Here is a 25,571-nt window from a genome sequence, read left to right as displayed (position 1 = left end):
CGTGCCAGTCAGTTCGTAGTAATCCATCAGCATGGAGTCTTGTTGCCACTTCGTTAGCGCATGACTCATGCACACGATGACTTGGATAACAATGTGCTCCATGTTCGATCTGGGATATTCCGCGACCGACACCTACCCCCAGGGATCAAGCGACTGGGCAAATTGCTGTCTACCTTGTCACTGGTATTACTTGTTTCTAAGATATGCAGCATAGTACGGTTTGAATTTCGCATCTGCGAAAGATCTCCCATTTCAGAGCGAATCCTGTTTTTTCGCGAGTTCCGCCCGGGCGCCCTGAATGCCCCAATCGTCCAAGCGCGCCTCAAACAGCCCAGCAAACGGTGATGACCCCGCCGTTTCCCGCCACCAGATCGCGGATGCCCTGATGGGTGCCTTGGATTCGCTTGCTTTGGGCAACTGGATGACATCGGTAACGATTTTCTCATGACAGGCTCCTTAGTTTCACGGACGCGAAAAGCCGCAGCCTGTCAGCAAGGTCGCAAACCTAAATATTTGGATCAGCAGCAAACCCTTTCTCAACTGAAACAGGTTTCACACAGACATAACCAGCACGACACAGAAGGATGATTGGCCGCGAGTGACAGCGGGCTGTCAGGTTGCCACCGGATGAGGACTCAGGCCTCTTTCAAGGCAAACCCGAACAACGCTTGCGGTGCCTCGATCAACAGCAAACGCATGACCTGCGCCGAACACCCCAGCGCTTGCAGTTGCCGGGTTGCGCCTGCGTAATCCACGCTGCTTTCATGCTGCGTATGCGGCCAGTCACTGCCCCAGACCAAGCGACGCGCCCCTAAACTCTGCTCTAGCAGGGGCAATGCGGCACGGGCAAAGTCGAGGTTCTGTCGCTCAGTGCCCGCCAACCGGTAGATACCCGACACCTTCATCCAGACCTGGCCGTTCAGGCCCAGTTCGAGCATCTCGCGAAAGCCCGGTTGATCGACGCCCAGACGCGCATCCGGACGGCCAAAATGATCAATCACAATCTTGATCCCGAACGGCATCAGGTCATGGATCAATGCAGGCAAATCTTCAACGTGACGATGCAGCTCCACGTGCCAGTCCAGCTCGGCGACGTGAGCTAAAAACGAACGCCAGAGCGGCTCGGAAAAGTCTGGCAGCGCCTTGCCCATCAGGTTCAGGCGCACGCCGACCACGCCTTGGCGATCCATCTCGGCAAGGCACTCGCGGCTGATGTCGCGTTCGACGACCACAACCCCGCGCAGTTGCTCGGGCGCCTGTTGCAGCGCGGCCAGCAAGTAGCTGTTGTCGGTGCCGAGAAAGCTCGGCTGCACCAGCACGCCATGGCTCAGACCGTGCTCGCGCAGGTTAGCAAGGTACGTCGCCAAGGGCGCGTCGTAGTCGGGTGTGTAGCGTCGTGCTGTGGTCAGATCCAGCTCCCTGCTGAATACATGGGCATGTGCATCGATGCCGAGAATCGGCGCGCAACAGGTATCTGACATGGATCTCATCTATCGAAAAATGCGGGGTGCGGAGCACACGGCACAGGTAAAGAATCAGGCGCGAGCGGTTTTGCGAGTAGTAGCGCCCTGAGCGGCGGCAGACGTCGCTTCGAGGCTGCGACCACGGGTTTCCGGCAGGCACAGGGCCGCGATCACTGCTACGCCATAGGCGATGCCAGCGTCGATACCGATGGCCGATCCCAGCGACATCGACTCACTCATATGCCCCACCAGGAACGGGAAAACCGAGGACAGCACGCGGCCGAAGTTGTAGCAAAAGCCCACCCCTGCCCCGCGCACATCAGCGGGATACAGCTCGTTGAACAGCGCGCCAAGACTGGCCGGAATCCCGGCCGCGAAGAAGCCCAGCGGAAAACCCAGGAACAGCATTTCGGTGTTGGTCAACGGCAAGAACACATAGCACTGCACGGTGATCACGCAACACAGGGCAAACAACACGATGTTCATGCGCCGTCCGATGCGGTCGATCAGGAAACCACTGGCCACGCACCCGCACCAGAAGGCAACGATGATCACCGCCAGGTAGCCGCCGGAGTTGAGCACCGACAGGTTACGTTCGGTTTTCAGGAACGTCGGCAGCCAGGTCATGACCGCGTGGTAACCGCCATGGGCACCCAGGCCCAGCAGGCCGCCGAGCAAGGTCACGCGGATCAGCTCAGGACGGAAAATACCGCCCAGGGATTTGAAGAAGCTCTGCGCGATGGCATTTTCTTTCTGCAACCGCTGAAAGCTGTCCGGCTCCTCGACGTTGCGGCGCACCCAAATGATCAGGAACGATGGCAACAAGCCGACCAGGAACATCACACGCCAGGCGATGTCCTGCGGCACGAAAGAATAGATCAACGTGAACACGCCGACCGCCAGGCCCCAGCCCACAGCCCAGGCGCTTTGCACAGTGCCCATGACCTTGCCGCGATATTTCGGGTTGATGGTTTCGGCCATCAGCACCGCACCCGCCGCCCATTCGCCGCCAATGCCGAAGCCTTGCAGGGCCTTGACGATCAACAGTTGGCTGAAGCCGGTGACGAAGGCAGACAGGAAGGTGAAGACCGAAAACCAAAGGATCATCCACTGCAACGTGCGCACTCGGCCGTAGCGGTCGGACAATGTGCCACCGACCCAGCCTCCGAGGGCCGAAGTGACCAGTGTCACACCACTGATCAGACCGGCATCGCCTTTGCTCAGGGCAAAAGCTGCGATCAGCGCCGGGATCGCCAGGCCGAACATTTGTACTTCGAGCGCATCGAGCGACCATCCGCCGAAGCAGGCCCAAAACGTTTTGCGCTCCCGAGGAGTGACTTGGCGATACCAACTGAACATGGTTTTTGTCCTTATTAAGTGTGCGTATGGCGGTTGTTGTGTGCGCTTGACACCCATGTTGTAGGAGCGAACTTGTTCGCGAGGCGGTGTACACGATGTAAACGGCCAACCGCCTCGCCAACAAGTGGGCATCTACAGAGGTGCAGTGCGGCTATCGGATATCCACGCTGTAGCGAAAATGCTCGGCATGCCCACGAGAACGCCGCCATTCCAGCGGCTGACCGGCATAGTTGCGAGCCAGACGCTCGATCACCACCACTGGGCTGTTGACCGGTATCTGCAACAAGCGCGCATGGACTTCGCTGATGGCCTCGGCAGTCAGGGTTTCCTCGGCGTAAGCCACGACTTGGCCACAGAACTCTTCGTAAATCGGATACAGCAGCGGGCCCTGCTGCGTCAGATCGATCTCCAGCAAGGTCTGAAACTGAATGCGGGGCAACCAGATTTCTTCGGACAGTACCGGTTGGGCGTCGAGCAAACGCAGGCGAATCATGCGTATCACCGGGGCGTCCAGCGCCAGCCCCAAAGCCTGCGCCACAGCAGAAGGTGCGCTCACCGGCTCGATGGAAAGAATGCGACTCTCTGGCACCTGACGTTCGCCAGAAGCGGTCTGGAAACGGAAGAAACGGAACAGCGAGGATTGAAACTGCGGCCGCCGAATGAAAGTGCCACGGCCCTGCTGGCGCTCCAGGATGTTTTCGCTGACCAACATGTCGATGGCCTTGCGCACGGTGCCGGTGGACAGACAGTACTCACTGGACAGTGCAGCTTCGGTGGGGATTGCTTCGCCCGGACGCCAGCGGTTATTGGCGATTTGCTCAGCCAGTTGATCACGCAGGCGTTGGTAAAGCGGGAGACGGACGTCGCTGGAAAGTCGGTTCATGGCCATGCTTCGCTGTTGTAGTTATCTAGTCATCTATATGAATATTCGCGAAGTATTGTCTTGTAACACATGGCCGTCAAGAGTGGATTGAGCCGTGAACAGATGAAGGGTCTGCAAGACGCGCCGCTGTAGTAAACACAACGACTGTCGGGGCGCGGCTTGTCTGGGAAAGCGGTGTGTCAGGTGTGGAAGTCTTTTGGACGTCACGATCCCTTCGCGGGCAAGCCTGGCGCCAACACATGATCTGTTTCACTTGAAGATCGTATTGGCGCCAGTGCGACTATCGGGCCGCTGCCTTCAGAGCCGATTTGTCCGATCCGGCAATATGCTCCACCACATATTCAGCATCCCGCGCCACGCCGGAAAAACGCCCCGAGCCCCAGGTGTACAGCCATGGCAACCCCAGGAAATACAGCCCTGGCTGCGCCGTCACGCCGCGCTGATGCCCGGGATGTCCGCGTCCGTTGAACACCGGCGCCTCGACCCAGGTGAAGTCCGGCGTGAAGCCGATGCACCAGATGACGCTGGTGATGCCCTGGGCGGCCAGATCCAGTTCTGTGCGTTCCTGCGCTGGCGCCCACAATGGCTGGTAAGGCTCACCGGCCGGCGCATCGATGCCCTGCTCGGCGATGTATTTGTCGATGGAGTTGTTGATCCGGTTATAGACCGCGTCCGCGCTGTCGAGGCTGGCGCTCAGGTTATCGCTGAACTGCAAGACATTGCCCTGCAAACCGTCCAGACGGCCGAATAACTGCATGCCTTCCAGGGCAAATTTGCGCAGATCGATATCCCGCCCACCATCACGCCCAGTGACGTAATGGTTGGTGTTGTCGCGCACGCCTTCACGCAGCGGATGGGTGTCGACGCCAATGTCGTAGTAACCCATTTGCGCCAGCCAATCGACCACATCCTTACCGCGATAAAAGCGCGCGCAACGCGGTGCGTCGCCCACGGCCAGATACACGTTGCGCCCGGCCAGGTGCAGGTCTTCGGCGATCTGCGCACCGGACTGCCCGGAGCCCACCACCAACACGTTACCTTCAGGCAGCGCCTGCGGATTACGGTATTGCTCGGAGTGAATCTGGGTGATACCCGCAGGCAGACGCTCGGCCAGGCGCGGGATGATCGGCGTGTGATACCCGCCCGAGGCGCAGATCACCCGATCAGCCGTGAATTCGCCCTGTGAGGTATGCACCTCGAAACCACCGGCAGCGCGTGGCACTACGCGTTTCACCGCTACGCCTTCGCGTACCGGGGCGTTGACCCTTTGGACGAAGCCTGCGAGATAGGCGTTGATCTCATCCTTCTTCATGAACCCGTGCGAGTCGGTGCCGCCGTGTTCTTCGCTGTAGCGATAGCCTGGCAACGCGCATTGCCAGTTGGGCGTGACCAGGCTGAACGCATCCCAGCGCTGATTGCGCCAGGCATGGGTCAGGCTGTGTTTTTCCAGCACCAGATGATCGATGCCCCGCTGTTGCAGGTAGTAACTGGCAGACAACCCGGCCTGCCCGCCGCCGACGATGATCACGCTGTGATGAGGTGTTTTGATGGAAGTGAGATGGCTGGGCATGTTGGGTCTCCGAGTGGTTCGGTTGTCAATGGAAAATGATTGTCTGTAGGAACCAACTTGTTGGCGAAGCGAGCAACGCGGTGTGCCTGAAACAGCGCCTCGCGAACACGTTCACTCCTTATTAGTGCGTTGAACTGCCGTGATGATGGCTCAGGAACGCCTCCCCCCCCCCCCGCAGGAACCGGGCTTGTCCCGCGACCGGCGGGGAACCCGTCGTAAAACCTGCGCATGCGGTGTGACAGGCAGGCCGCGCGCACCGGGTTTACTGCCGCTGCGCGCCAGATCGCGGGACAAGCCGCGCTCCGGCTGATCACCCGAGCTTGACTTGGCTCAGAACGAACTCCATCCGGCCCCCGGCACCCGGCCGCCGCCTTCGGTGCGCATGCTGATGATTTCCACCGGCCCGTCTTCCTGATAATGGGCCTGGCCCTTGAGCGAACTGAGGGTGTCCATTGCCGAACTGCAATAGAAGCCCTTGACCTGCTTGACCCGCTCCGAGGCATTGTTCAAGCCGCCTTCGATGCGCTGGAGGAACTCGGCCAGCGGATAACTCGCGCCTTCCTGCAAGTGTTCGTAGATCACGGTCGAGGGTGAATAACCCGCGGCTTCTTTGCCGTTGGGCCAGCGGATTTTGAAGTTGACGGCGGGCATGTCAGTGCTCCTTGGGGGCAGACAAAGGGGAAAGATCGAGATTGGGGTAACTGAAACCGGTGAACGCCTGTTTGCGCAGATCCCAGAATGTTTGCCGCTGCGAACCGGCCTGAACGCTCAACGCACCACTGGCATTGACCTGGCCGATGCGCTCGCACCGCAGCCCCTCAAACGCGAATGCGGCCTGAACGTTGGGCCAATCGGCTTCGTCCAGGGTCATGAGAAAACCGTAGCTGGGAAACACCTGCAGCCAGCGTGCGAGATCGGCCTCGGCCGGACACGGCAACTGGTTCAAGTCGATGTCGGCGCCGCAGCCGGTGGTTTCCAGCAGCATCAACAGACTGCCCAGCACACCGGCGTTGCTGATGTCCTTGGCGGCGTGCAGCCACTGGGCTTCGGCCAGACGTGGCAGCACCTCCAGCTTGCTGCGCAGACGCTCGGCGGGCACGCCTTCGAAGGCCTTCCAATAGGTGCTGTCGGCGTGCCAATAACCTTCCAGATCCACCGCCATGGCGATGACCTGACCGGGCGCCACATGCAGCGTCGATAACAGTTTGCTGGCGATTCCGGTGATCGCCACCGCGAGCGCGGTCGGGTTACCGTCGACGAGACTGGTATGCCCGCCCGCCAGCAGCAAACCGTAGGCATCACAGGCTGCGCGAATCCCGGCAAGGATTTCTTGTGCAGCGGCGTCGTCATGGTGCCAATACGCGTTGACCACTGCCGTCGCGCGGCCGCCCATGGCAGTGATGTCGCTCACGTTCGCCATCACCGCCGACCAACCGGCAAACCAGGGCGCAGCCTTGACGAAGCCGGGCAACATGCCTTCGATGGCCAGCAGTTGAAAGTGCTCACCGCAAGCGATGGCCGCTGTGTCGTCACCGGGCAAAGCATAGAGTTCGGCGCGAGTCATCCGGACTTTCCCAAGGGCTTTCGCAGTGTCCAGGGCGCGGGCCGGTTGCTGAATCGCCTGCTTGGACAGCATCGCGGGGGTACTGCGCAGGGTGTCGAGCAATCCGCGCAAATCCAGGGCTTCAGTCATGGCGCGGTTCTCCTGGCTTCACTGTTCGCAGCGACACCTGACGCGGCATGAACGGATAACACGAAAGATCGGCCTGCATCAGACAGTGCGGCTGCCCCAGCAACGCCAGCTGTTCGAGAGTGTGCCAATGCAGGCCATGGAAATACCCCTCATTGGCCGACTGCACCGTGGCGCGAAAGGTGTCGCAACCCAGCTCTTTGGCACGGGAAACGGCTTCATTAACCAGCGCCTTGCCGATCATGCTGTGGCGGCGGTATGCCTGCGCCACGCACAACCGCCCGCCGAACCACAGGCCCGGCTCACGTTGATAAATCCGCACCGCGCCCACCACTTGATCGGCCATGCCGCAACTACCGGCCAGGGCAACGATGGCAATGGCCTGGAAGTCGTGGTTGTCCTTGTCTTGCGCCAACAGTTGTTGCTCATCGGAGAACACCGCACGGCGCAGAGCAAAATACGCCTGCTTCTCCCAATGCTCGCTGGCCGGCTTGACCACCAGCTCGCCCGCGCGAAACGGTTCAAAGGTGCTGTCGACGAGTGCGAAGGCCAGGTTCTGCATGATCCGTCTCCCGTGTAGCGAAGGTTATTCGTAGCTTTTCAGCGCCGAGCACGCGCCACATTTGGCGCAACCGGCGTTGATCTGGTCGGAGTGCAAACCGTGGCGACGCAGGCTGGCGCCGATCTGCGGGTACAGCCGGGCCATCATGGCGCTGTCGGGTTTCGGGTGATTCGCCAGCGGCGTGCCGTCGATGGGCACGAACGGCACCACGAACGGGTACACGCCCATTTGGCTCAAGCGCTCACTCATGTAAATGATCGCGTTTTCGCTGTCGCCCAGCCCGGCCAGAATGTAGGTGCTGACCTGACCACGACCGAACACCTTGACCGCCGCGTCGAAGGCTTCGAAATAGCGACTCAACGGCACCTCGGCCTTGCCCGGCATGATCCGCTGGCGAACCTCGTCAGTGACCGCTTCCAGGTGCATGCCCAACGACACCACACCGCTGTCGGCCAGACGCTGGAACCAGCGGTCGTCATCCGGCGGCTCGCATTGCGCCTGAATCGGCAAGTCCACGGCGGCAGTCACGGCAGCGGCCGATTCACACAAAATCGCCGCGCCACGGTCTGGGGTTTGCGGGGTGCCGGTGGTCATCACCATGTGCTTGACGCCGTCCAGCTCGACCGCCGCCTTGGCCACTTCGGCCAATTGCTGCGGACGTTTACGGGCAATGGTTTTGCCCGCTGCCAGCGATTGCCCGATGGCGCAGAACTGGCATGAAGTACTGCGATCATTAAAGCGAATGCAGTGCTGCAACACCGTGGTGGCGAGCACGTCTTTGCTGTGCAGCGTGGCGATTTTCCAGTATGGAATGCCCTCGGCGGTGCTCAATCCATAGAAGTTCGGCACGCCTGGCATCTGCACCTGGCCGACCTGCAAGCCCTCGCGAAAGATCAGCGCCTGGCTGCCGTCAGCGCTGGGTTGCGCCTGGTAGGGCGAATCCTGCGACGCCTGATTGAGGATCGGCACCATCAGGGTCCGGCTACCGACACTCAGAGCCTTGTGGTCGGAGGGCCCGGCACCGCCCTTGCGCGACAGGCCATTTTGCGACGCTGGCCAGCGCACGCCGTGGCATTGCAACTCGGCCAACAGTTCATTGGTCTGCATGGGCGGGCTCCTCGGATTTCAGTGTTTGCGCGCTCAACTGTGGGGCGCGTTCATGAACATGCGCCGTGGGCGTACGGTCGATCAGCAGGCTAAGCAGCTCGGGGCGGCTGTAATGCCCGACCGAATCCATCATGCGTTTGCGCTTGTCGATCAGTTTCAAGTCCAGATCAGCGATCACCCAGCCTTCGCCGCTGCGCAGCGGTTCGCCAAGCAAGCGACCTTCCGGGGAGACAATGGCGGTAAAACAGCCACCGGAAATCGGCCCGAGACCGCAACCGGTGTCCTGCATGATCTGACCCTGTTGATCGGCGTCGAGCCAAGCGGTGGCGTTGACCACGAAACAGCCGGACTCCAGGGCATGGTGGCGGATGGTGACTTCGATCTGCTCGGCGAAGATGTCGCCCACCAGCGAGCCTGGGAACATCGCAACGTGGATTTGCTCGCCATCGGCCATCAAGGCGTAACGCGCCAGCGGGTTGTAATGCTCCCAACAGGCCAGCGAGCCGATGCGGCCAACGGCGCTGTCCACCGCGCGCAGGCCAGAACCGTCGCCCTGCCCCCAGACCATGCGCTCGTGGTAGGTCGGGGTGATTTTACGGCGGTGTTGAATCAGGCTGCCGTCGGCGTCGAACAGCAGTTGTGCGTTGTAGATCGTGCCGCCTTCGCGCTCGTTGACACCAACAGAGGCCACGATGCCCGCCTCACGGCACGCCTCGCCGATCTGCCGGGTGACATCCGACGGTACGGTCACCGATTGTTCCAGCAGTTGCAGGTGTTCCTTGCCCATCGCGAATGGCGGCTGGACGAAGGAAAAATAGGGGTAGTACGGGACCACGGTTTCCGGGAAAACCGCGAATTGCACACCCTCGCGGCCCAACTCCAGCAAGGTGCGGCACAGCTTGGCGACAGTAGCTTGGCGGGAGTACAGCACGGGGCTGAACTGAACGGCGGCGGCGCGGATGGTGGTCATGGTGAGTCCTGATGAAGTCGTGATTGCGGCTGACGCAAACGCTGTAGGAGCCAACGTGTTGGCGAGAATCCGTGTGGTGTCAGGTCTGGCTTTTCGCGAACACGTTCACTCCTACAGAAGCAGCAAAACGCCCTCTATGGGTGTCAGGCGCTGGACCTGAGGGAGTGAACTGTGGGTACTTAAATCAAGCGGTCCAGGTGTCGATAATCATCGCGCCCTCACGGCGCATCAGCAGGCGCAGGTCCATTACGTCCAGCGGGTTGATCGGGCGGATGCCTTCGATCAAGGCTTTTTCGGTCTGGCCGTACAACGCTTGCAGGGCAAAACGGCAGGCGTAGACCTCACCGCCTTCGGCCATGAACGCTTTGATCTGATTGTTCACCGCCAAATGCCCAGGGAACGCTTCGGCGCCCAAGGTCGGGAAACCACGCTGTACGCCCAGTTGCACGCCAGGTCCGTAGAGCAGAATCTTGGTTTCGAAACCTTTGCGCAGCAGGCGCTTGGCTTGCAGCATGTTGACCAGGCCGATAGAGCCTTCAAAGGCGATGGTGTGAAAGGTCAGCAGGGCTTTTTCGCCGGGTTCGGCTTTTACATCTTCGAAGACTTTCTCTTCGTAATTGACCAGAAAGTCGCCGTCTTTGTAGTGGGGAATATCTACGCTAGGCATATCGTCGCTCCGTTGGCTCAGGTGTTGTCGGTGTCTTGATCGATCACCGGGGGACACAGGGACTAGAGCGAACGGCGTGCCAAGAATAAAAATAGATTTTATTGACGACTTAACGTTATGAATTTTAAGGATATATACATCTGATACGGTTTTATAAATCCAATCTGATGCTTTCGTGAAATCACGCATTCCCGTAGAAGTACGAATATTCGTAGCGCCATATCACGAGATTTCGTAATCATGAACGAGCCAGATTCCTTGATCGGCTGGGCAGACCTGGCCTACTCATCGCGGCACATGGTGTTTGAGCATTGCGCCGAAGCCATCACCCTGCTCGACCCGTTTGCAGATCGCTTTGGCGACCTGAATATCGCCGCGTGCAAGTTGCTCGGCTACCCGCGTCAAGAACTGCTGGAACTGCCGGTCAGCAAGTTGTTCGGCCACCAGTTGGCGGACCTTATCGTCTTCACCCAGGCGGTGATGGACAAAGGCCGCGGCTGGACCGACGACCTCAGTTGCAACTGCAAGACAGGCGAACGCATCGAGCTGGAAATCTCCGCCACCCTTCTACAGATCAAAGGCATCCCGCAGTTGATTCTGGTGCTGCGCGAGGCCAGCGCGCAAAAATACCAGCAAGATCAGGCCCACACCGAACGCACCATGCGCGGCGGGCTGATCGAATGGCGCAATATTCTCAACCTGTTTCAGGAATCCGAGCGCGACAACCAATTGTTGCTCAGCTCAGTGGGCGACGGAATTTACGCCATCGACAGCGATGGCCTGGCGACCTTCGTCAACCCGGCCGGCGCGCGCATGCTCGGCTGGGAAGTAAAAGACATGCTCGGCAAGAACATCCACCGCATTCACCACCACAGCCATGCCGACGGCAGCCACTATCCCGTGGAAGACTGCCCTATCTATAAAGCGGTCCACGACGGCGTGGTGCATGAAGGTCGGCAGGAGGTGTTCTGGCGTCGCGACGGCACCTGCTTTGCGGTGGAATTCACCAGCACCCCCGTGATCTCCGATGGCCGCATCGCTGGCGCGGTGGTGGTGTTTCGCGACATCACCGAGCGGCGCACCACCGAGAACCAACTGCACAACGCGCTGGAAGAACTGAAGGTACTCAAGCAACGGCTGGAAGACCAAAACGCCTATTTGCAGGAAGAGATACACATCGAGCACAACTTCCGGGAGATCGTCGGCCAAAGCGCCCCGATCCTGAAAATCATCAAGCAGATCGACGTGGTGGCTCCCACCGACGCCAGCGTGTTGATCAATGGCGAGTCCGGCACCGGCAAGGAATTGATTGCCCGCGCCATTCACCAAGCCAGTCGACGCAGCGCTCATCCGCTGATCCGGGTCAACTGCGCGGCGATCCCCACCGAGCTGTTCGAAAGCGAGTTCTTCGGCCACATTCGCGGCGCGTTTACCGGCGCGGTGCGTGATCGGGTCGGACGCTTTGAGCTGGCCGATGGCGGTACGCTGTTTCTCGACGAGATCGGCGAAATCCCCCTGGAGCTGCAAAGCAAGCTGCTGCGGGTGTTGCAGGAAGGCCAGTTCGAACGCGTTGGCGAAGAGCGCACGCGCAAGGTCGATGTGCGCATTATCGCGGCCACCAACCGGGATCTGCGCCAGGAAGTCGGGGCCAGGCATTTTCGCGAAGACTTGTATTTCCGCCTCAATGTCTTCCCCATCCATTCACCCGCCCTGCGCGAACGCCCGCAGGACATCGCGTCACTGGCCGCGCACTTCCTCAAGCAAACCGGTAAACGCCTGAACATGCCCGGCCGCCGCCTGCGCAACAGTGATATCGAACGGCTACAGGCCTACTCATGGCCGGGCAACATTCGGGAATTACAAAACGTCATCGAACGGGGATTAATTACCTCCACAGGGGCCGATTTGAATCTGGATTTGCCTGACGAACCCAAAAGAAACGAAACACCGACCGCCTCATCGGTAATCAGCGACGGCTTCCTCACCGAAACACAAATGCGTGATCTGGAACGCAACAACATGCACGCGGCCCTCAAGGCCGCGAACGGCAAGTTGTTTGGCAAAGACGGCGCCGCAGCGTTGTTGGGGATAAAACCCACAACATTGGCATCGCGCTTGAAACGGCTGGATATTGAAGTGCAGTGAACGATCACAGTCACACGCCCTTTGTAGAGACTCTGTTCCCGGTCAAGCTTTCAGCAGGTGTTTTTCGCGGAAGTAGGAGCGCCGCTTGTCCCGCGACCTGGCGCGCAGCGACAGTAAACCCTATACGCGCGGTCTGCCTGTCACACCACGTGCGCAGGTTTTACGACGGGTTCCCCGCCGGTCGCGGGACAAGCCCTGCTCCCACATGGGGTTCAGGGCCAGAACACGCTGGAGCGAACGTGTTCGCGAGGCGGCGTCTCAGGCGCACCACGTTGAACGCTGACCGTGCATTGACCCAGTGCTGAGCGCCGGGCTCTCGGCGCAGAAGAGGTGGTGAATCCACGCCTCTTCTGCCCCCGGTTTGCAGCCATCGCAGGTCAGTAAGCGCCAACAGATTTGGCGCTTACCTGATCGACGCGAACCCGCGTTGCAGATCCTCGATCAACGCGCTGACATCCTCCAAGCCGATATGTAGCCGCAGCAATGGATTCAGCGCCTTGTCGCCGGGATTCACGCGGTCCTTGACATTAGCGACGATCACCAGGCTTTCAAAACCGCCCCACGAGGCGCCCAGCCCGAACAACTGCAACCCATCGATAAACCGATCCAGCAGCGCCGGATCGTTGTTGGCCAGTTCAAAGGTCAACAGCCCATTGCTACCGCTGAAATCCCGCTGCCATAGCGCATGGCTCGGATGATCGGGCAACGCCGGATGAAACACCCGCTTGACCTGCGCATGCGCCTGCAACCAATGGGCGACTTGCAGCGCCTGACGCTGATGCACGTCCAGCCGCGCCGCCAACGTGCGGGCACCGCGCAACACCAGATAAGCATCGTCCGGGCTGACGGTGCTGCCAAAGGTGTCGGTCATCACCGCCAATGGCTGCCAAACGTCCTGTGTCGTGCAGACGCTGCCCATCACCACATCACTGTGCCCACAGATGTATTTGGTCAAGGCCATGACCGAAATGTCAGCGCCCAGGGTCAGCGGTCGATACTGGTAGCCGGAGCCGTACGTGTTGTCCACTGCCAGCAGGATGCCGCGCGGTTTGCACAGCGCCGCGATGGCCGGCAGATCGCACAGTTCATACAACAATGACCCTGGCACCTCGGCGTAGACCATTTTCGTGTTGGCTTGCAGCAATGCCTCCAGCCCTGCCCCGTCCGCCGGAAAGTAGCTGTACTGAATGCCGAACGGCGCCAGAAACTCCTCCGCCACCTGACGTACCGGCGAGTACACCGCGTCGGTGATCAAGACGTGATCGCCGGGGCGCAGGTAGGCCAAAAACATCTGCGCCACAGCCGCCAATCCGGTGCCGAACAACCGCGTGCGATAACCGCCTTCCAGTTCGGTGACCAGATCTTCCAGCTCAAACGCAGTGGGGTTGCCGCGCGCGCCATAACTCAATACACGCTCGGTATCGCGGCGTTTACGTGCATCGCGCATCTCGCCCAGGCTGTCGAACAACACCGTGCTCATGCGCGAAACGGGCGGGTTCACACCGCGCGCACCACTGCCCTTCTCGCCCCGCGCCGCATGCACCAGCCGCGTGCGTACAAGGGCCTGCGGCTGGCGGATACCCAGCGGCTTGAGGCTGGCGATCTCTTGCTCGGTCATTTGCCCGAGCAGACCAATTTCCCATGCCAGATACTGCCGCGCCGCGTCCTTGTTGCCGGAATGGCGATCGTGGGTGAAAAACAGAAAATCGATGCATTGAGCATTCTCAGGATTATTGGCGTCCTCTACGCGCTTCAGACCAGCCGACTCCCAAACCGCCCATCCGCCCGCCAGGACACGCGCCTGACGGCGCTGCGAGTCGGGCAATTCCTGCGCCGCGATTTCCGCCACCTCCGGCGTGTCGGCGACCAGCACCAGAGGCCGGGTTTCCCTGGCGACATGAGCGGCTAACAGGGGCCGAATGGACCATTGCGAACCTTCGATATGGCCTTTGCGGAACGACATGCTCGGGCGTAAATCGATGACCGCCACGGCGTTGTCCTTGATCGCATCGAACAGCTCGACCGCGGTCAGTGTCGGCAATGAAGGCGTGGCCAGTTTCTCGCCCAGTGGCAGCGCCAACCCGCTATTAATGCCCCCTTCGAGCACATACGCCTTATGCCCCAGTTGCCGAAGCCAACCGGCAACTATCGGCGCACGAACTCCATCGGCGTCCACCAATACCAATCGCGCCTGACGCACACCAACGTACAAATCGGTGGATTGAATCAACTGACCGCCCGGTGTGTGTTGCGCGCCCGGCAAGCTGCCAAGGGCGAACTCTTCCGGGGTACGCACATCGCACAGGAACAGGCTGCGGCTGCTGTCTTCAGACCATGCCGCCACCTGCGCGGCGCTGACTGTTTCAACGCCTGCGCGCTGCGCCAGTTGCTGCGCGGCCTGCCGTTGCGCGTCCAAAGACACACCCGCAGACACCTCGCCATAGCGCCGGGTGCTGCCATGCTCCAGCGGCAGATCGGCGAGGTACCAGCCTTGCGTGCCGTTTTCCAGCGCGTAGACCGGGTTCTTCACGCCCAGATCGATGAGTGTCTGTGCGCCGATGATGCTGCGTGTACGACCGGCGCAATTGACCACGATAGGCGTGGTTTCGTCGCGCAACAGGCCGGGTAAGCGATAGCCCAGTTCGCCGTTGGGGCAGCAGATGGAACCGGGGATGGTCATCTTGCGGTACTCGTCGAACGGTCGGCCATCGAGCACCAGCAACGGCTCGCCGCGTGCCTGCCATGCGGCCAGTTCGGTAGCCGTGATGTGCGGGGTGTGGCTGGCTTCCTCGACCCGCTCGCCGAACGCTTTGGACGGCACGTGAACGCCTGCGAACAATTCAAAACCCGCAGCCTGCCAACCGTCGGCGCCGCCTGCGAGGATGTGTACGCGGGCATAATCGAGTTCGCTCAAACGCTGCGCGGCGCGGGATGCGATGTCGCCGCCGTTTTGGTCGTAGATGACCAGGCGCACAGCGGGGTTCGGCGCCAGACGGCGGACCTCCAGCTCTAGGCGGCTGTAGGGCAGATTCACCCCATGAAACAGGTGCGCTTCGCCGTACTGACCGTGCTCACGCACATCGAACAGGGCGATTTCCTGCCCATCGAACAGCCAGTGTTGCAGTTGTTGGGGAGTGACGATTGGGTTCATGGGGTTCTCGTAATGTCTTTATGAACACGGCTTCCTGGAGCGAATTTATTCGCGAGGCGGTCTGCCTGGCACACCGCATCAAGCCTCGCCAACAAGTTGGCTCCTACAGGGACCGAGGTGTGGCCGGCACTCACACACGCTCATTGCAACGCCAACGACCTCTCGCCCGCCGCCACGTCCCGGCCTTTGGCGTAGGCCCGTTGCACTGCCGGTCGGGCCTTGATCCGCTCGCGCCAGGCGTCGATATTCGGGTAGTCGGCCAAGTCCTGCCCCTGACGCAGCGGCTGTATCCACGGGAAGATCGCCATGTCGGCGATGGAGTAATCACCTGCCACGTACGGCACTTCACCCAGGCGTTTGTCCAGCACCCGATACAGGCGGGCAGCCTCGGCGCCCAGCAGCTCCAACGCGAACGGAATCGGTTCCGGCGCTTTCTCCTTGAACACCTGCAACTGGCTCAAATAAGGCGTGACATGCCCAACCTGCCAGAACAGCCATTCCTGCACCCGCTGACGCTCAACGCGGCCTTCTGGCGGCAGAAAACGCCCAGCCTTGTTCGCCAGATAATTGAGAATAGCCCCGGATTCAAACAGGCTCAGGGGTTCGTCTGCACCTAAGCCGTTGGCGTTCGGCGCATGGTCGACAATCGCCGGAATCCGCCCATTGGCGCTGATCGCCTGAAACCAGTCCTGCTTCTGTTCGCCATTGCGGATATTGATCGGCAACAGTCGATATTGCTGCTCAAGCTCTTCGAGCAGGATGGCGACTTTCAGGCCGTTGCCCGTGGGCCAGAAATACAGATCGATCATGCGTAGGCCTTGATCGACGGGGCCATTTGCGAGGCGTTGTAATTGAGCACTTTGCCTTCCTGGTTGACGCCGTAACGGCCATTCAACGATTCCAGCGGGCGACCGTACAGATGGAAATGCAGGGTCGCGGTGTCACCCTCGACCTTGATCCCGTGCAGGTCTTCACCGAGGAAACTGATCGGCGTACCCGGTTGCACGACGACTTCTTTTTCCAGCTCCAGTTTGGCAAATGCCGGATCGCTGCCGTCGTCGGTGCGGGTCCAGACGTAGTTGATCTCCTGCCCTTGCACCGCGACGATCACCGCCCAGGTTTCGTGGTTGTGCGGCAGGGTACTTTTGCCTGGCAGCAGCGAGTTCATGTACAGCGTCGGGGTTTCGCCGTCATCGTTCAGGCGATAACGAAAGGCGGTATCGCCCTCACCCGGCACTGGCGCCGGAAAGGTGTCGAAATTGAACAGGTCGCGGCGCTCAGCCAGACCTTCCAGCAGGCTGACGATTTCCTTAAGGGCCTCGCGGTCAACACCACGCTGGTGGATAACGCGGATTTTCTGCAGGAAATCTTCGATCACGTGGTTGCGGTTTTCAGTGCTCATCAGGTGCTCCTTTATTAGTCATTACGTGCGGTTTCTGTAGGAGCCAACGTGTTGGCGAACGACCCAACGCGGTGCCTCAGGCATAACGCTTCGCGAACACGTTCGCTCCTACACAAGATTGCGTCGTACAGCAGGTTGTCGTCAGCCACATAACCTGTAGGAGCCAACGTGTTGGCGAACGATCCAACGCGGTGCCTCAGGCATAACGCTTCGCGAGCACGTTCGTTCCTACACAAGATTGCGTCGTACAGCAGGTTGTCGTCAGCCACATAACCTGTAGGAGCCAACTGGTTGGCGAACGATCCAACGCAGTGCCTCAGGCATAACGCTTCGCGAACACGTTCGCTCCTACAAAAGATTGCGTCGTACAGAAGGTTGTCGTCAGCCACATAACCTGTAGGAGCCAACGTGTTGGCGAACGACCCAACGCGGTGCCTCAGGCATAACGCTTCGCGAGCACGTTCGTTCCTACACAAGATTGCGTCGTACAGCAGGTTGTCGTCAGCCACATAACCTGTAGGAGCCAACTTGTTGGCGAACGATCCAACGCGGTGCCTCAGGCATACCGCTTCGCGAACACGTTCGTTCCTACACAAGGATTGCACTGCGGTTCAAACGGACAAACTGTACCGACTGATATTGCTCAACAAATACGGATCGCCATTCACGGCGGGCCGGCGTCCGGCGTCCCCCAGCGCGTGACGCAAAAACTCCTGGGTCCGCTCGCTGGTAGGGCGCTGGAAAATCTGTTCGGCGCTGCCGCTTTCGACAATCAGGCCGTTCTCGGTGAAATACACCACGTCGCTGATGTCCTCGGCGAAACGCATTTCGTGGGTCACCAGCACGCAGGTCATGCCCTCTTCGGTCAGCTCGCGGATCACCGTCAGCACTTCGCCCACGGTTTCCGGGTCCAGCGCCGAGGTCACTTCATCGAACAGGATCAGCTCAGGCCGCATCGCCAACGCACGGGCAATCGCCACCCGTTGTTGCTGACCACCCGACAATTGCCCCGGATAGGCATCGGCCTTGTGCTCCATGCGCACTTTGGCCAACAGCGCCCGGGCGTCTTTTTCAGCCTCCACGGCGCTACGCCCCAGCACCTTGCGCGGCGCGATCACCAGGTTTTCCAGTACCGACAAATGCGGAAACAGGTTGTATTGCTGGAACACGAAGCCGACCTTTTTACGCAGCTCGATGCGTTGCGCTTCGCTGGTTAGCGTCTCCACCTGCGTGGCGCCCACGCGAATACTGCCGCGCTGGGGCGCAAGCAAACCGGTGATGCAGCGCAGGATGGTCGACTTGCCCGAGCCGGACGGGCCGATGATCGACACCGCCTGGCCGCGCTGCACGTCGAGGTCGATACCCTTGAGCACGCGGTTCTCGCCGAACGACAAATGAATGTCGCGCAGGCTAATCAGCGGTTCGGCGGCGAGCGTTTCAGGAGAAGGCATAACGTCGCTCCAGGCGTTGAGTGAGTCGGGAAATCGGGTAGCAATAGGCGAAGAACAGCGCCAGCACGCTGAAGTAAATCAGCACGGTAAAACCGGTGCGGTTGACCGTGTTGCTGGCGATCTGCGCGGTGTCGATCAGGTCATGCACGCCCACCAGCGAAGCCAATGCCGTGCCCATGGTGATCACCGCGTAGAGGTTCATCCACGGCGGCAGCATGCGTTTAAAGCACTGCGGCAGGATGATCGAACGGAAAATCTGCCCCCGCGTGAAAGCCAGCGAGCGTGCCGCTTCCCATTGCGTGCTGGGGATCGAGCCGATGGCGCCACGGAAGATCTCAGCGACGTTGGCACTGGCGGGCAGCGCCAGGCCAATGGTGACCTTTACCCAATCGGGGAAGGAAATCCACGCGCTGCCAATGTGAATTTCGAACGGGAACACGTAGGTGGTGAAGTAGATCAACACCAGCCACGGCGCGTTGCGAAACACCTGCACCCAGACCTTCGCCGGCAAGCGGGTCAGCCAAAATGGCGACATCGCCAATGCGCCGATCAACAGCCCCAGCAGCGAGCCAATGGCAATCGCCAACAGGCTGATCAAAATGTTCTGACCAAAACCGCTGACCAGCGCTGGCGACCACTGCACCAACGCGGCGAAGACCGGGCTGTTGGGCGCGCCAAACACCAGCCACAAAATGGCGATAAACAACAGCGACAGCTTGCCCAGATGCCGACGCGGCCAGGCCAGCGGCACGGCGACGGACGATTCAATGGCCATAGCCGGGCATCCTCAGGCGTGCTTCCAGGGCACGCCCCACGCAGTTGACGATAAAGCTGAGCAGGCCGAAAAATGCCAGGAGCAGCAGCATCAACTCCAGAACGTTGTCGCTTTGGGTCCAGATCATGATCGACGCATAAGTGATGTCGCCCACCGCGATGGCCGAGGCGATGGCGGTCATCTTCACCAGGTCGATCAGGTTATTGATCAGCGACGGCAGCGCGAAACGCAACGCCAATGGCAGTTGCACGTTCCACAGCAGCTGACGGCCGCTGAACGCCAGGGAGCTGGCGGCCTCCAGCGTCACGGTCGGCACCGCTTCGATGCCTGCGCGCAGGGCCTCGGCATGAAATGCGCCCTTGTGCAGGGAAATCACGATCACCACCCAGGCGAATGGCGTCAGTGGGTTGGCGGCACCCACCGCCTGGGTCAGCAGCATGTTCAACACCAAAAACGCGCAATACAACTGCACCAGTGTCGGCGTGTTGCGCGTGACCTCGATAAACACCCGCGCCGGCTTGGCCAGCCAGGGCTTGCCCGAGGTCAGCATTGCCGCCAGCGTCACGCCCGCCAACAGGCTGCCGACGATGGTAAACAGACACAGTGCAACCGTGGTCAGCGCGCCGTTGATTATCGAACCGCGCTGATAGGCATCCAGCAAAAAGCTGTAGTTCAAACCGAACCCTGCAGTCCAGCGGACAAACAGCTCCAACCAATGACTCATGCCAGCGACTCGACGCGCAACTGCGCGCAGGCGGCTGCAATCCGCCGACCTGCTTGAGCCACGCTGTCGGTCGCCGTGGCAATGGATAAGCGAAACCATGGCGACAGGCCGTAAGCGCTACCGGCAACACCGGCCACGCCTTCTTCGAGCAGGTAATCCACCACATCGGCGTCGTTGTTCAGGCGTTGGCCGTCAGGACGCAAGCGTCCGAGCAAACCGGCGCAGCGCACAAAAACGAAGAAACCACCCTGCGGTTCGAGCACCTCAAGGCCGTCCACAGCCTTAAGTGCGCTGACCAGAATGTCCCGCCGTTGGTGATAGGCCGCGACCTGCGCAGGCAGAAAACCCAGCCCGCCTTCGAAGGCCGCCAGTGCCGCAGCCTGCCCCACCGACGAGGCGCCGGAGGTGGCTTGCGATTGCACCACCGTCATTGCCGTGGTCAGCTCTTTGGGCCCGGCACCGAAGCCAATGCGCCAGCCCGTCATGGCGTAGGTCTTGGACACGCCGCCCACCAACAGCACGCGCGGCTGCAAGTCCGGCGCTACGTTGAGCAGGCTCAAGGCTGGTTGCCCGTCGAAACGAATGTGTTCATACAGCTCGTCCAGCAACACGAACACCTGCGGGTAAGCACGCAGCACCTGCGCCAGCGCCTTCAACTCGGCTTCGCTGTACACCGCGCCGCTGGGGTTGCCGGGGCCGTTGAGGATCAGCCAGCGAGTGCGCTCGGTGATGTGTTGTTGCAGTTGCTGCGGCGTCAGTTTGCAGCCCTGTTCCAGACCGCACTCGATAAACACCGGCTCGCCGCCATTGATCCGCACGATGTCCGGAAACGACGGCCAATACGGCACAGGCACCAGTACCTCGTCGCCTTCGTCCAGGGTCGCGGCAAAGGCGTTGAAGATGATTTGCTTGGCGCCGTTGGCGATGACAATGGACGGCAGTACGAAGTCCAGACGGTTCTCATCCTTGAGTTTGCGCTGCACCGCTTCACGCAGCTTGCGCACGCCCGGCGTCGGTGTGTATTTGGTAGCGCCGCCATCGATGGCCTTATAGGCCGCCTGCTTGATGTGTTCCGGGGTGTCGAAATCCGGCTCGCCGGTGGTCATGTCAATGATGTCGCGACCGGCTTCGCGCAGCTCGGTAACCCGTGATTTTGCTGCGGCATTGGCCGACAGCGAGACGCGCTGCACGCGTTGTGACAAACGAACGGTCATGGCGCTGTCCTTTGCGGGGTGCTGGTCTTAGAGGTGCTGACGTGGGAGGCCGTGCTCGCCAGGACCTTGCCCGGATTGAGCATGTTATGGGGGTCGAGCGCTTGCTTGATGCGGCGCATCAGGTCCAGCTCAACCGGGCTTTTGTAGCGCGGCAACATCGCCAGCTTGCGTTGCCCGATGCCATGTTCGGCGCTGATCGAGCCGCCATGGGCATGGGCGCTGTCGTGTACCAACTGACTCAGCTCGGCGTAATGGGCCATGTGCGCCTCCACCGTGGAGTCCAGCGGATGGGAGACGTTGTAATGCAGGTTGCCGTCGCCCAGGTGGCCAAAGGTAAAGTTACGCACCCCGGGGAAGTGCCGCTGCAACAGCGCGTCGGTCTCGGTGACGAAATCGACGACACGGGAAATTGGCACGGCAATATCGTGCTTCATGTTGCGACCGGCTTTCTTCTGCGCCTCGCTCATGTTTTCGCGCAGCAGCCATAGCGCTTCGCTTTGCGCCAGGCTTTCAGCGATCAAGGCATCGGCCAGCAACTGGGCTTCAAAGGCCTCACCGAGCACCTGCTCAAAGGACTCACGAGCGTGGCCTTCGCTGTGATTGTCGGAAAGCTCCAACAGCGCAAACCAAGGCTGCGCGGCATTGACGAAGGGCTGCGGACCGTCGGGAAATTGCTCGCGCAGCAACGCCAGACAGTTGGCGGTCAACAGCTCGAAGGCGGTGAGGCTGGCGCCGAATCCTGCACGGGCGTGGGACAAAAAACGTACCGCCTGCGCCAGCGAATCGAAGGCCAACAGCGCAGTGCATTGCGCCTTTGGCAGCGGAAACAGTTTCAGCGTTGCGGCAGTGATAATGCCCAGCGTGCCCTCGCTGCCGATGTACAGGTCGCGCAGGTCGTAACCGGTGTTGTCTTTGCGCAGCCCGCGCAAGCCATTCCAGATTTCACCTTCAGCGGTGACCACTTCCAGGCCCAGCGTCAACTCGCGGGTGTTGCCGTAACGCAGCACTGCGGTGCCGCCTGCGTTAGTGCCCAGGTTACCGCCAATAGTGCAACTGCCCTGCGCGCCTAGGCTCAGGGGAAACAGGCGCCCAGCCTTGCGCGCCACGTCTTGAACGTTTTGCAAAATGCAGCCGGCTTCAACGGTCAGGGTGTCGTTGTCGGTATCGACCTGACGCACACGGTTCAGGCGGTCGAGCAACAGCAACACCGAACGGCCATTGGCATCGGGGGTTGCGGCGCCCATCAAACCGGTGTTGCCACCCTGCACCACAATCGGTGCGTGATGGGCGACACATACCTTGACGACTGCGGCGACTTCTTCGGTGCTGGCCGGGTGAACCACCGCCAGCGCCGTGCCGACGTAGGTGCGCTGTTTGTCGGTCAGTTGATCGACCGCTTCGTCGGCGCGTTGCACGTGGCTTGCGCCCACGGTTTGTTGCAAGGTCTGGAACAGGTCGGTGCTCATCGGTTGCCCCTTGATCACTGGCTGGCAAGCGGTGCGGCGTTGCGAAACTGCTCGTGCAGGTCGCGCAGAGCCTGGGACGGCGCCATGCCGGTCCGTTCGCCCACTTCAATCAGCCAACCGCTGCGGTGCCAATCACGGATGATCGCGTCCAGTTTGGCCTGAATGTCTTTCTCGCCTTTGCGCACCCAAATCACCGATTTCGATGGGATCAAGTCGCTGGACAAGGGGATTTCAAAACCGGCCCAGTCGGCGTCGCCGAGCAACGCGTGCATGGTCGGACTAACGTGTACCGCCGCGACGCAACCATTGCCGCGCAACGACAGCAGAGACTCCGACTGGCTGCGGAAGGCCTTGATTTGCGCGCCGTAGACTTCCTGCAACGGCTTGATGAAGTTGCTGCCCTGGGAGACGCACACCGGTTTGCCCTTGAGGTCTTCCCATTTGGTGATGCCCGCGCCTTTGCGGATTAATGCCGCGCCCCCAACTTCTTCATACGGGGTCGGCACGTAATCGAGGATCTCGGCGCGCTCGTCGGTGTACTGCATGTTGGCGATCAGCAGATCGACCTTGCCCTGTTGCAGGAACTGCACGCGGTTGGGCGCCAGCACCGACACGGTTTCCACCTCCACGCCCAACTGCTTGCCGATGCCCTTGGCCAACTCCACGTTATAACCCAGGTGCTCGCCGGTCTTGGGGTCGATGGTGCCAAACGGTGGGCCACTGAGGATCACGCCAATGCTGACTTTGTGGCGCTGCTGAATCTTGTCCAGCGTCGCATCGGCGTGGGCCAACGTGGCGCAGAGGATAAGCCCGAGCGCGGTCAGGGTCTTGCCAAGGGAAAAGCTGTTCATCTACGACTGCCTTGTACTGGGAGCCCGACGCCTGGGCGTCGGGCCATCGAAAAAGAATGGGCTGAGCCCGGCGATATGTCAGGCACCGGCGGCCTGGAATTGCTCGTGCAACTCGACCAGCGCGGGCGATGCCGGGGTGATGTGATGGCGTTTTTCGGCCTCAATCAACCAACCACTGCGGTGCCATTGCTTAACGATGGTGTCGAGTCTGGCCTGGGTGTCGGTCTCGCCGGGGCGGGTCCAGATCACCGATGGCGCGGGGTTGAGTTCCGGGCTGATAGCGCGGTAGTCCTTCCATTCGGCGCTGTCGGCAATCAATGGATTGATCAGCGTGGCGTCATGCACTGCGGCGACGCAGTTATTGCCGCGCAAGGCCAGCAAAGATTCCGATGAGCTTTTAAAGGCCTTGAGTTGCGCGCCAAACTCGGTCAGCGGCTTGACGTAGCTGCTGCCCTGCGAAGTGCAAACCGGCTGGCCCTTGAGGTCTTCCCATGAGGTGATCTTGCTGTCTTTGAGTACCGCTGCGGTGCCGCCAACGCGATAGAACGGCGTCGGCACAAAACCAAGAATCTGCCCGCGTTCGGCGGTCCACTCCATGTTGGCGATCAGAATGTCGACCTTGCCCTGTTGCAGGAACTGCACACGGTTGGCAGGCAACACCGGCACCAGCTCCACCTCTGCACCCAACTGGCGACCAATGTCCTGCGCCAGATCGACGTTCAGGCCCTTGGGGTTCTGCGTTGAAGGGTCAATCGAGCCGAACGGCCCGCCCGACAGAAGCACGCCGACCACCAGGCGGTGACGTTCCTGAATCTTGTCCAGCGTGGCATCTGCCTGGGCGACGGCGCTGGCACCGAAGGTCGCCAGGGCACCAAACAACAAGGGCAGTAATCGTGTAACGGGCGGGCGCAGATACGGCATGGATTTCCCCTCAATCATGGGCGTCGCCCTTTCTGAAGAAGGACTGGCGAATGGAGGGCATCCTAGGCAGGGTCATCGAGTAACGGAAATGCAAATATCAAATATGGTTATAACTTTTCGGATTTAGGCTCAAGAAGAAAACGCTATAAGCCAGTATTTAGGCAGCTTCATAGAGATTTTTAAAAAATGGCTTTCCATATACATAATAAAACGTGATGTATTTACCTTTTCGAGTGATATAAAAATGCCCTGTAGGATCGTGTTTCGGACCCATCTCGTTAAAGAGCCCCCACTCCATGACTTCAACTGCCACCCTGGACCTTGAACTGCTGCGCACGTTTGTCGCGGTGGTCGACCATCACAGTTTTGCTGAAGCGGGCATGCACCTGGCACGCACGCAATCTTCTGTGACCCAGCACATGCAACGGCTGGAACAGCAAATCGGCGTCAGCCTGTTTCAAAAGTTGGGCCGTCAGAAACAGCTCACCGATCCGGGGCGGCAACTGCTGCGCCACGCGCGACAGATGTTGTCGCTGAACGACGATGCGTTGAATTCGTTGCGCGAAAGCAGCCTCAGCGGTGTGTTACGTATCGGTTCGCCGCATGATATCGCCGACACCATTCTGCCGCCGATCCTCAGCCACATCGCCCGTTCGGCGCCGCGCCTGCGGCTGGAGATCGATGTCGGGCGCAGTCCGTTTCTGATGGACGACCTGCACCGGGGCAAGGTCGATATGGTCATCTCCACCCGGGAAGACCCGGGGCTGGAAGGCTTTGCGCTGCGCACCTCACCGGTGTGGTGGATTTGCTCGGCGCAGTACATGCATGTGCCGGGCGAGCCGATTCCGTTGATTCTGGTGGACGAGCCGAGTATCTATCGGCGCTATGCCTTGGAGGCGTTGGAGCGGGCGAATATTGCCTGGCGCCAGGCGTACCTGGCATCGAACCTGATCGGCATCAAGGCCGCGACCCGCGCAGGGCTAGGGGTTACGCCGCGCAGCATGGAAATGCTCGGCCCGGACATGCGCGTGCTGGGGGAAGCAGAGGGTTTACCCAGGATGCCGGATGTGACCTATCACCTGTGGATCCGCCCCAACACCGTAAACCCGCTGGCGCGGCGGGCATATGAGTTGATTCGTGCAAGCCAGGGGTTGCAACCTTTATAGCGCTGGGTCGCGACGTTCACGCAGGCAAGCGCGC

At 60.4% G+C, this 25,571-nt stretch carries 22 protein-coding genes; 2 read left to right on the top strand and 20 right to left on the bottom strand.

Features of this window, described 5'->3' with window-relative positions; translation table 11 throughout:
- Positions 1–635 precede the first annotated feature (635 nt).
- The 10 genes from VGC62_RS20595 to VGC62_RS20550 form a co-directional block, all read right to left on the bottom strand.
- The gene (locus VGC62_RS20595; protein WP_331188922.1) at positions 636–1,481 is read right to left on the bottom strand and encodes an amidohydrolase family protein; all 846 of its coding nucleotides are present in this window, start codon (positions 1,479–1,481) and stop codon (positions 636–638) included.
- 54 nt (positions 1,482–1,535) lie between these two features.
- Positions 1,536–2,879, bottom strand: a complete 1,344-nt coding sequence (locus VGC62_RS20590) for an MFS transporter (protein ID WP_331188921.1) — start codon at positions 2,877–2,879, stop codon at positions 1,536–1,538.
- A gap of 94 nt (positions 2,880–2,973) precedes the next feature.
- The gene (locus VGC62_RS20585) at positions 2,974–3,705 is read right to left on the bottom strand and encodes a GntR family transcriptional regulator (RefSeq protein WP_331188920.1); all 732 of its coding nucleotides are present in this window, start codon (positions 3,703–3,705) and stop codon (positions 2,974–2,976) included.
- Between the two features lie 280 nt (positions 3,706–3,985).
- A complete protein-coding gene (locus tag VGC62_RS20580) occupies positions 3,986–5,275 on the bottom strand; it encodes an MSMEG_0569 family flavin-dependent oxidoreductase (RefSeq protein WP_331188919.1) in 1,290 nt (429 codons plus the stop codon).
- 330 nt (positions 5,276–5,605) lie between these two features.
- The gene (locus VGC62_RS20575) at positions 5,606–5,926 is read right to left on the bottom strand and encodes an MSMEG_0570 family nitrogen starvation response protein (protein ID WP_331188918.1); all 321 of its coding nucleotides are present in this window, start codon (positions 5,924–5,926) and stop codon (positions 5,606–5,608) included.
- A 1-nt stretch (position 5,927) separates the two neighbouring features.
- The gene (locus VGC62_RS20570) at positions 5,928–6,968 is read right to left on the bottom strand and encodes a sll0787 family AIR synthase-like protein (protein WP_331188917.1); all 1,041 of its coding nucleotides are present in this window, start codon (positions 6,966–6,968) and stop codon (positions 5,928–5,930) included.
- Positions 6,961–7,527: an MSMEG_0567/Sll0786 family nitrogen starvation N-acetyltransferase gene (locus tag VGC62_RS20565; protein ID WP_331188916.1), complete on the bottom strand. Its 567-nt coding sequence runs from the start codon at positions 7,525–7,527 to the stop codon at positions 6,961–6,963. Before VGC62_RS20565 ends, VGC62_RS20570 begins: the two co-directional genes overlap by 8 nt.
- A gap of 24 nt (positions 7,528–7,551) precedes the next feature.
- Positions 7,552–8,634 (bottom strand): MSMEG_0568 family radical SAM protein, encoded by a 1,083-nt coding sequence (locus tag VGC62_RS20560; protein ID WP_331188915.1) that lies wholly within the window; start codon positions 8,632–8,634, stop codon positions 7,552–7,554.
- On the bottom strand, positions 8,621–9,604 hold the full coding sequence (locus VGC62_RS20555; RefSeq protein WP_331188914.1) for a Nit6803 family nitrilase: 984 nt from the start codon (positions 9,602–9,604) through the stop codon (positions 8,621–8,623). Before VGC62_RS20555 ends, VGC62_RS20560 begins: the two co-directional genes overlap by 14 nt.
- Before the next feature lie 184 nt (positions 9,605–9,788).
- Complete coding sequence (locus VGC62_RS20550) at positions 9,789–10,271, bottom strand: MSMEG_0572/Sll0783 family nitrogen starvation response protein (RefSeq protein WP_331188913.1); 483 nt, start codon at positions 10,269–10,271, stop codon at positions 9,789–9,791.
- A gap of 240 nt (positions 10,272–10,511) precedes the next feature.
- Here VGC62_RS20550 and VGC62_RS20545 point away from each other — a divergent pair, with 240 nt between their 5' ends.
- Positions 10,512–12,416, top strand: a complete 1,905-nt coding sequence (locus VGC62_RS20545; protein ID WP_331188912.1) for a sigma 54-interacting transcriptional regulator — start codon at positions 10,512–10,514, stop codon at positions 12,414–12,416.
- Positions 12,417–12,819: 403 nt separating this feature from the next.
- On the opposite strand, the gene metC is transcribed toward VGC62_RS20545, so the two are convergent.
- The 10 genes from metC to VGC62_RS20495 form a co-directional block, all read right to left on the bottom strand.
- A complete protein-coding gene (gene metC / locus VGC62_RS20540; protein WP_331188911.1) occupies positions 12,820–15,567 on the bottom strand; it encodes a cystathionine beta-lyase in 2,748 nt (915 codons plus the stop codon).
- A gap of 140 nt (positions 15,568–15,707) precedes the next feature.
- The gene (locus VGC62_RS20535; protein WP_331188910.1) at positions 15,708–16,376 is read right to left on the bottom strand and encodes a glutathione S-transferase N-terminal domain-containing protein; all 669 of its coding nucleotides are present in this window, start codon (positions 16,374–16,376) and stop codon (positions 15,708–15,710) included.
- On the bottom strand, positions 16,373–16,969 hold the full coding sequence (locus VGC62_RS20530) for a cysteine dioxygenase (RefSeq protein ID WP_331188909.1): 597 nt from the start codon (positions 16,967–16,969) through the stop codon (positions 16,373–16,375). The genes VGC62_RS20535 and VGC62_RS20530 overlap by 4 nt, the downstream gene beginning before the upstream one ends.
- 611 nt (positions 16,970–17,580) lie before the next feature.
- Positions 17,581–18,420 carry an amino acid ABC transporter ATP-binding protein gene (locus VGC62_RS20525; protein ID WP_331188908.1) on the bottom strand — a complete coding sequence of 280 codons (840 nt, stop codon included), beginning with the start codon at positions 18,418–18,420 and terminating at the stop codon, positions 17,581–17,583.
- Entirely contained in the window at positions 18,407–19,195 is a 789-nt protein-coding gene (locus VGC62_RS20520; RefSeq protein ID WP_331188907.1) for an amino acid ABC transporter permease, read from the bottom strand. The genes VGC62_RS20525 and VGC62_RS20520 overlap by 14 nt, the downstream gene beginning before the upstream one ends.
- Complete coding sequence (locus VGC62_RS20515; RefSeq protein ID WP_331188906.1) at positions 19,185–19,919, bottom strand: amino acid ABC transporter permease; 735 nt, start codon at positions 19,917–19,919, stop codon at positions 19,185–19,187. The genes VGC62_RS20520 and VGC62_RS20515 overlap by 11 nt, the downstream gene beginning before the upstream one ends.
- Complete coding sequence (locus VGC62_RS20510; protein WP_331188905.1) at positions 19,916–21,133, bottom strand: aminotransferase class I/II-fold pyridoxal phosphate-dependent enzyme; 1,218 nt, start codon at positions 21,131–21,133, stop codon at positions 19,916–19,918. The genes VGC62_RS20515 and VGC62_RS20510 overlap by 4 nt, the downstream gene beginning before the upstream one ends.
- Positions 21,130–22,599 carry an FAD-binding oxidoreductase gene (locus tag VGC62_RS20505; protein ID WP_331188904.1) on the bottom strand — a complete coding sequence of 490 codons (1,470 nt, stop codon included), beginning with the start codon at positions 22,597–22,599 and terminating at the stop codon, positions 21,130–21,132. The genes VGC62_RS20510 and VGC62_RS20505 overlap by 4 nt, the downstream gene beginning before the upstream one ends.
- A 14-nt stretch (positions 22,600–22,613) precedes the next feature.
- On the bottom strand, positions 22,614–23,450 hold the full coding sequence (locus tag VGC62_RS20500; protein WP_331188903.1) for a transporter substrate-binding domain-containing protein: 837 nt from the start codon (positions 23,448–23,450) through the stop codon (positions 22,614–22,616).
- Positions 23,451–23,528: 78 nt separating this feature from the next.
- Positions 23,529–24,371, bottom strand: coding sequence for a transporter substrate-binding domain-containing protein (locus tag VGC62_RS20495; protein ID WP_331188958.1), 843 nt, complete (start codon positions 24,369–24,371; stop codon positions 23,529–23,531).
- Between the two features lie 296 nt (positions 24,372–24,667).
- On the opposite strand from VGC62_RS20495, the gene VGC62_RS20490 reads away from it, so the two are divergent.
- A complete protein-coding gene (locus VGC62_RS20490) occupies positions 24,668–25,537 on the top strand; it encodes a LysR substrate-binding domain-containing protein (protein ID WP_331188902.1) in 870 nt (289 codons plus the stop codon).
- Positions 25,538–25,571 lie beyond the last annotated feature (34 nt).

The sequence above is a fragment of the Pseudomonas sp. genome, from assembly GCF_036404235.1.
Lineage (GTDB): Bacteria > Pseudomonadota > Gammaproteobacteria > Pseudomonadales > Pseudomonadaceae > Aquipseudomonas.
The sequence above is the reverse complement of the archived record's forward strand: the minus strand, read 5'-3'. Positions and strand labels throughout refer to the sequence as shown.

Excerpts from the sequence above, each read along its gene's own strand:
- VGC62_RS20595 (WP_331188922.1), bottom strand. The coding sequence starts at position 1,481 with ATGTCAGATACCTGTTGCGCGCCGATTCTCGGCATCGATGCACATGCC.
- VGC62_RS20590 (WP_331188921.1), bottom strand. The coding sequence starts at position 2,879 with ATGGGTGTCAAGCGCACACAACAACCGCCATACGCACACTTAATAAGG.
- VGC62_RS20585 (WP_331188920.1), bottom strand. The coding sequence starts at position 3,705 with ATGAACCGACTTTCCAGCGACGTCCGTCTCCCGCTTTACCAACGCCTG.
- VGC62_RS20580 (WP_331188919.1), bottom strand. The coding sequence starts at position 5,275 with ATGCCCAGCCATCTCACTTCCATCAAAACACCTCATCACAGCGTGATC.
- VGC62_RS20575 (WP_331188918.1), bottom strand. The coding sequence starts at position 5,926 with ATGCCCGCCGTCAACTTCAAAATCCGCTGGCCCAACGGCAAAGAAGCC.
- VGC62_RS20570 (WP_331188917.1), bottom strand. The coding sequence starts at position 6,968 with ATGACTGAAGCCCTGGATTTGCGCGGATTGCTCGACACCCTGCGCAGT.
- VGC62_RS20565 (WP_331188916.1), bottom strand. The coding sequence starts at position 7,527 with ATGCAGAACCTGGCCTTCGCACTCGTCGACAGCACCTTTGAACCGTTT.
- VGC62_RS20560 (WP_331188915.1), bottom strand. The coding sequence starts at position 8,634 with ATGCAGACCAATGAACTGTTGGCCGAGTTGCAATGCCACGGCGTGCGC.
- VGC62_RS20555 (WP_331188914.1), bottom strand. The coding sequence starts at position 9,604 with ATGACCACCATCCGCGCCGCCGCCGTTCAGTTCAGCCCCGTGCTGTAC.
- VGC62_RS20550 (WP_331188913.1), bottom strand. The coding sequence starts at position 10,271 with ATGCCTAGCGTAGATATTCCCCACTACAAAGACGGCGACTTTCTGGTC.
- VGC62_RS20545 (WP_331188912.1), top strand. The coding sequence starts at position 10,512 with ATGAACGAGCCAGATTCCTTGATCGGCTGGGCAGACCTGGCCTACTCA.
- metC (WP_331188911.1), bottom strand. The coding sequence starts at position 15,567 with ATGAACCCAATCGTCACTCCCCAACAACTGCAACACTGGCTGTTCGAT.
- VGC62_RS20535 (WP_331188910.1), bottom strand. The coding sequence starts at position 16,376 with ATGATCGATCTGTATTTCTGGCCCACGGGCAACGGCCTGAAAGTCGCC.
- VGC62_RS20530 (WP_331188909.1), bottom strand. The coding sequence starts at position 16,969 with ATGAGCACTGAAAACCGCAACCACGTGATCGAAGATTTCCTGCAGAAA.
- VGC62_RS20525 (WP_331188908.1), bottom strand. The coding sequence starts at position 18,420 with ATGCCTTCTCCTGAAACGCTCGCCGCCGAACCGCTGATTAGCCTGCGC.
- VGC62_RS20520 (WP_331188907.1), bottom strand. The coding sequence starts at position 19,195 with ATGGCCATTGAATCGTCCGTCGCCGTGCCGCTGGCCTGGCCGCGTCGG.
- VGC62_RS20515 (WP_331188906.1), bottom strand. The coding sequence starts at position 19,919 with ATGAGTCATTGGTTGGAGCTGTTTGTCCGCTGGACTGCAGGGTTCGGT.
- VGC62_RS20510 (WP_331188905.1), bottom strand. The coding sequence starts at position 21,133 with ATGACCGTTCGTTTGTCACAACGCGTGCAGCGCGTCTCGCTGTCGGCC.
- VGC62_RS20505 (WP_331188904.1), bottom strand. The coding sequence starts at position 22,599 with ATGAGCACCGACCTGTTCCAGACCTTGCAACAAACCGTGGGCGCAAGC.
- VGC62_RS20500 (WP_331188903.1), bottom strand. The coding sequence starts at position 23,450 with ATGAACAGCTTTTCCCTTGGCAAGACCCTGACCGCGCTCGGGCTTATC.
- VGC62_RS20495 (WP_331188958.1), bottom strand. The coding sequence starts at position 24,371 with ATGCCGTATCTGCGCCCGCCCGTTACACGATTACTGCCCTTGTTGTTT.
- VGC62_RS20490 (WP_331188902.1), top strand. The coding sequence starts at position 24,668 with ATGACTTCAACTGCCACCCTGGACCTTGAACTGCTGCGCACGTTTGTC.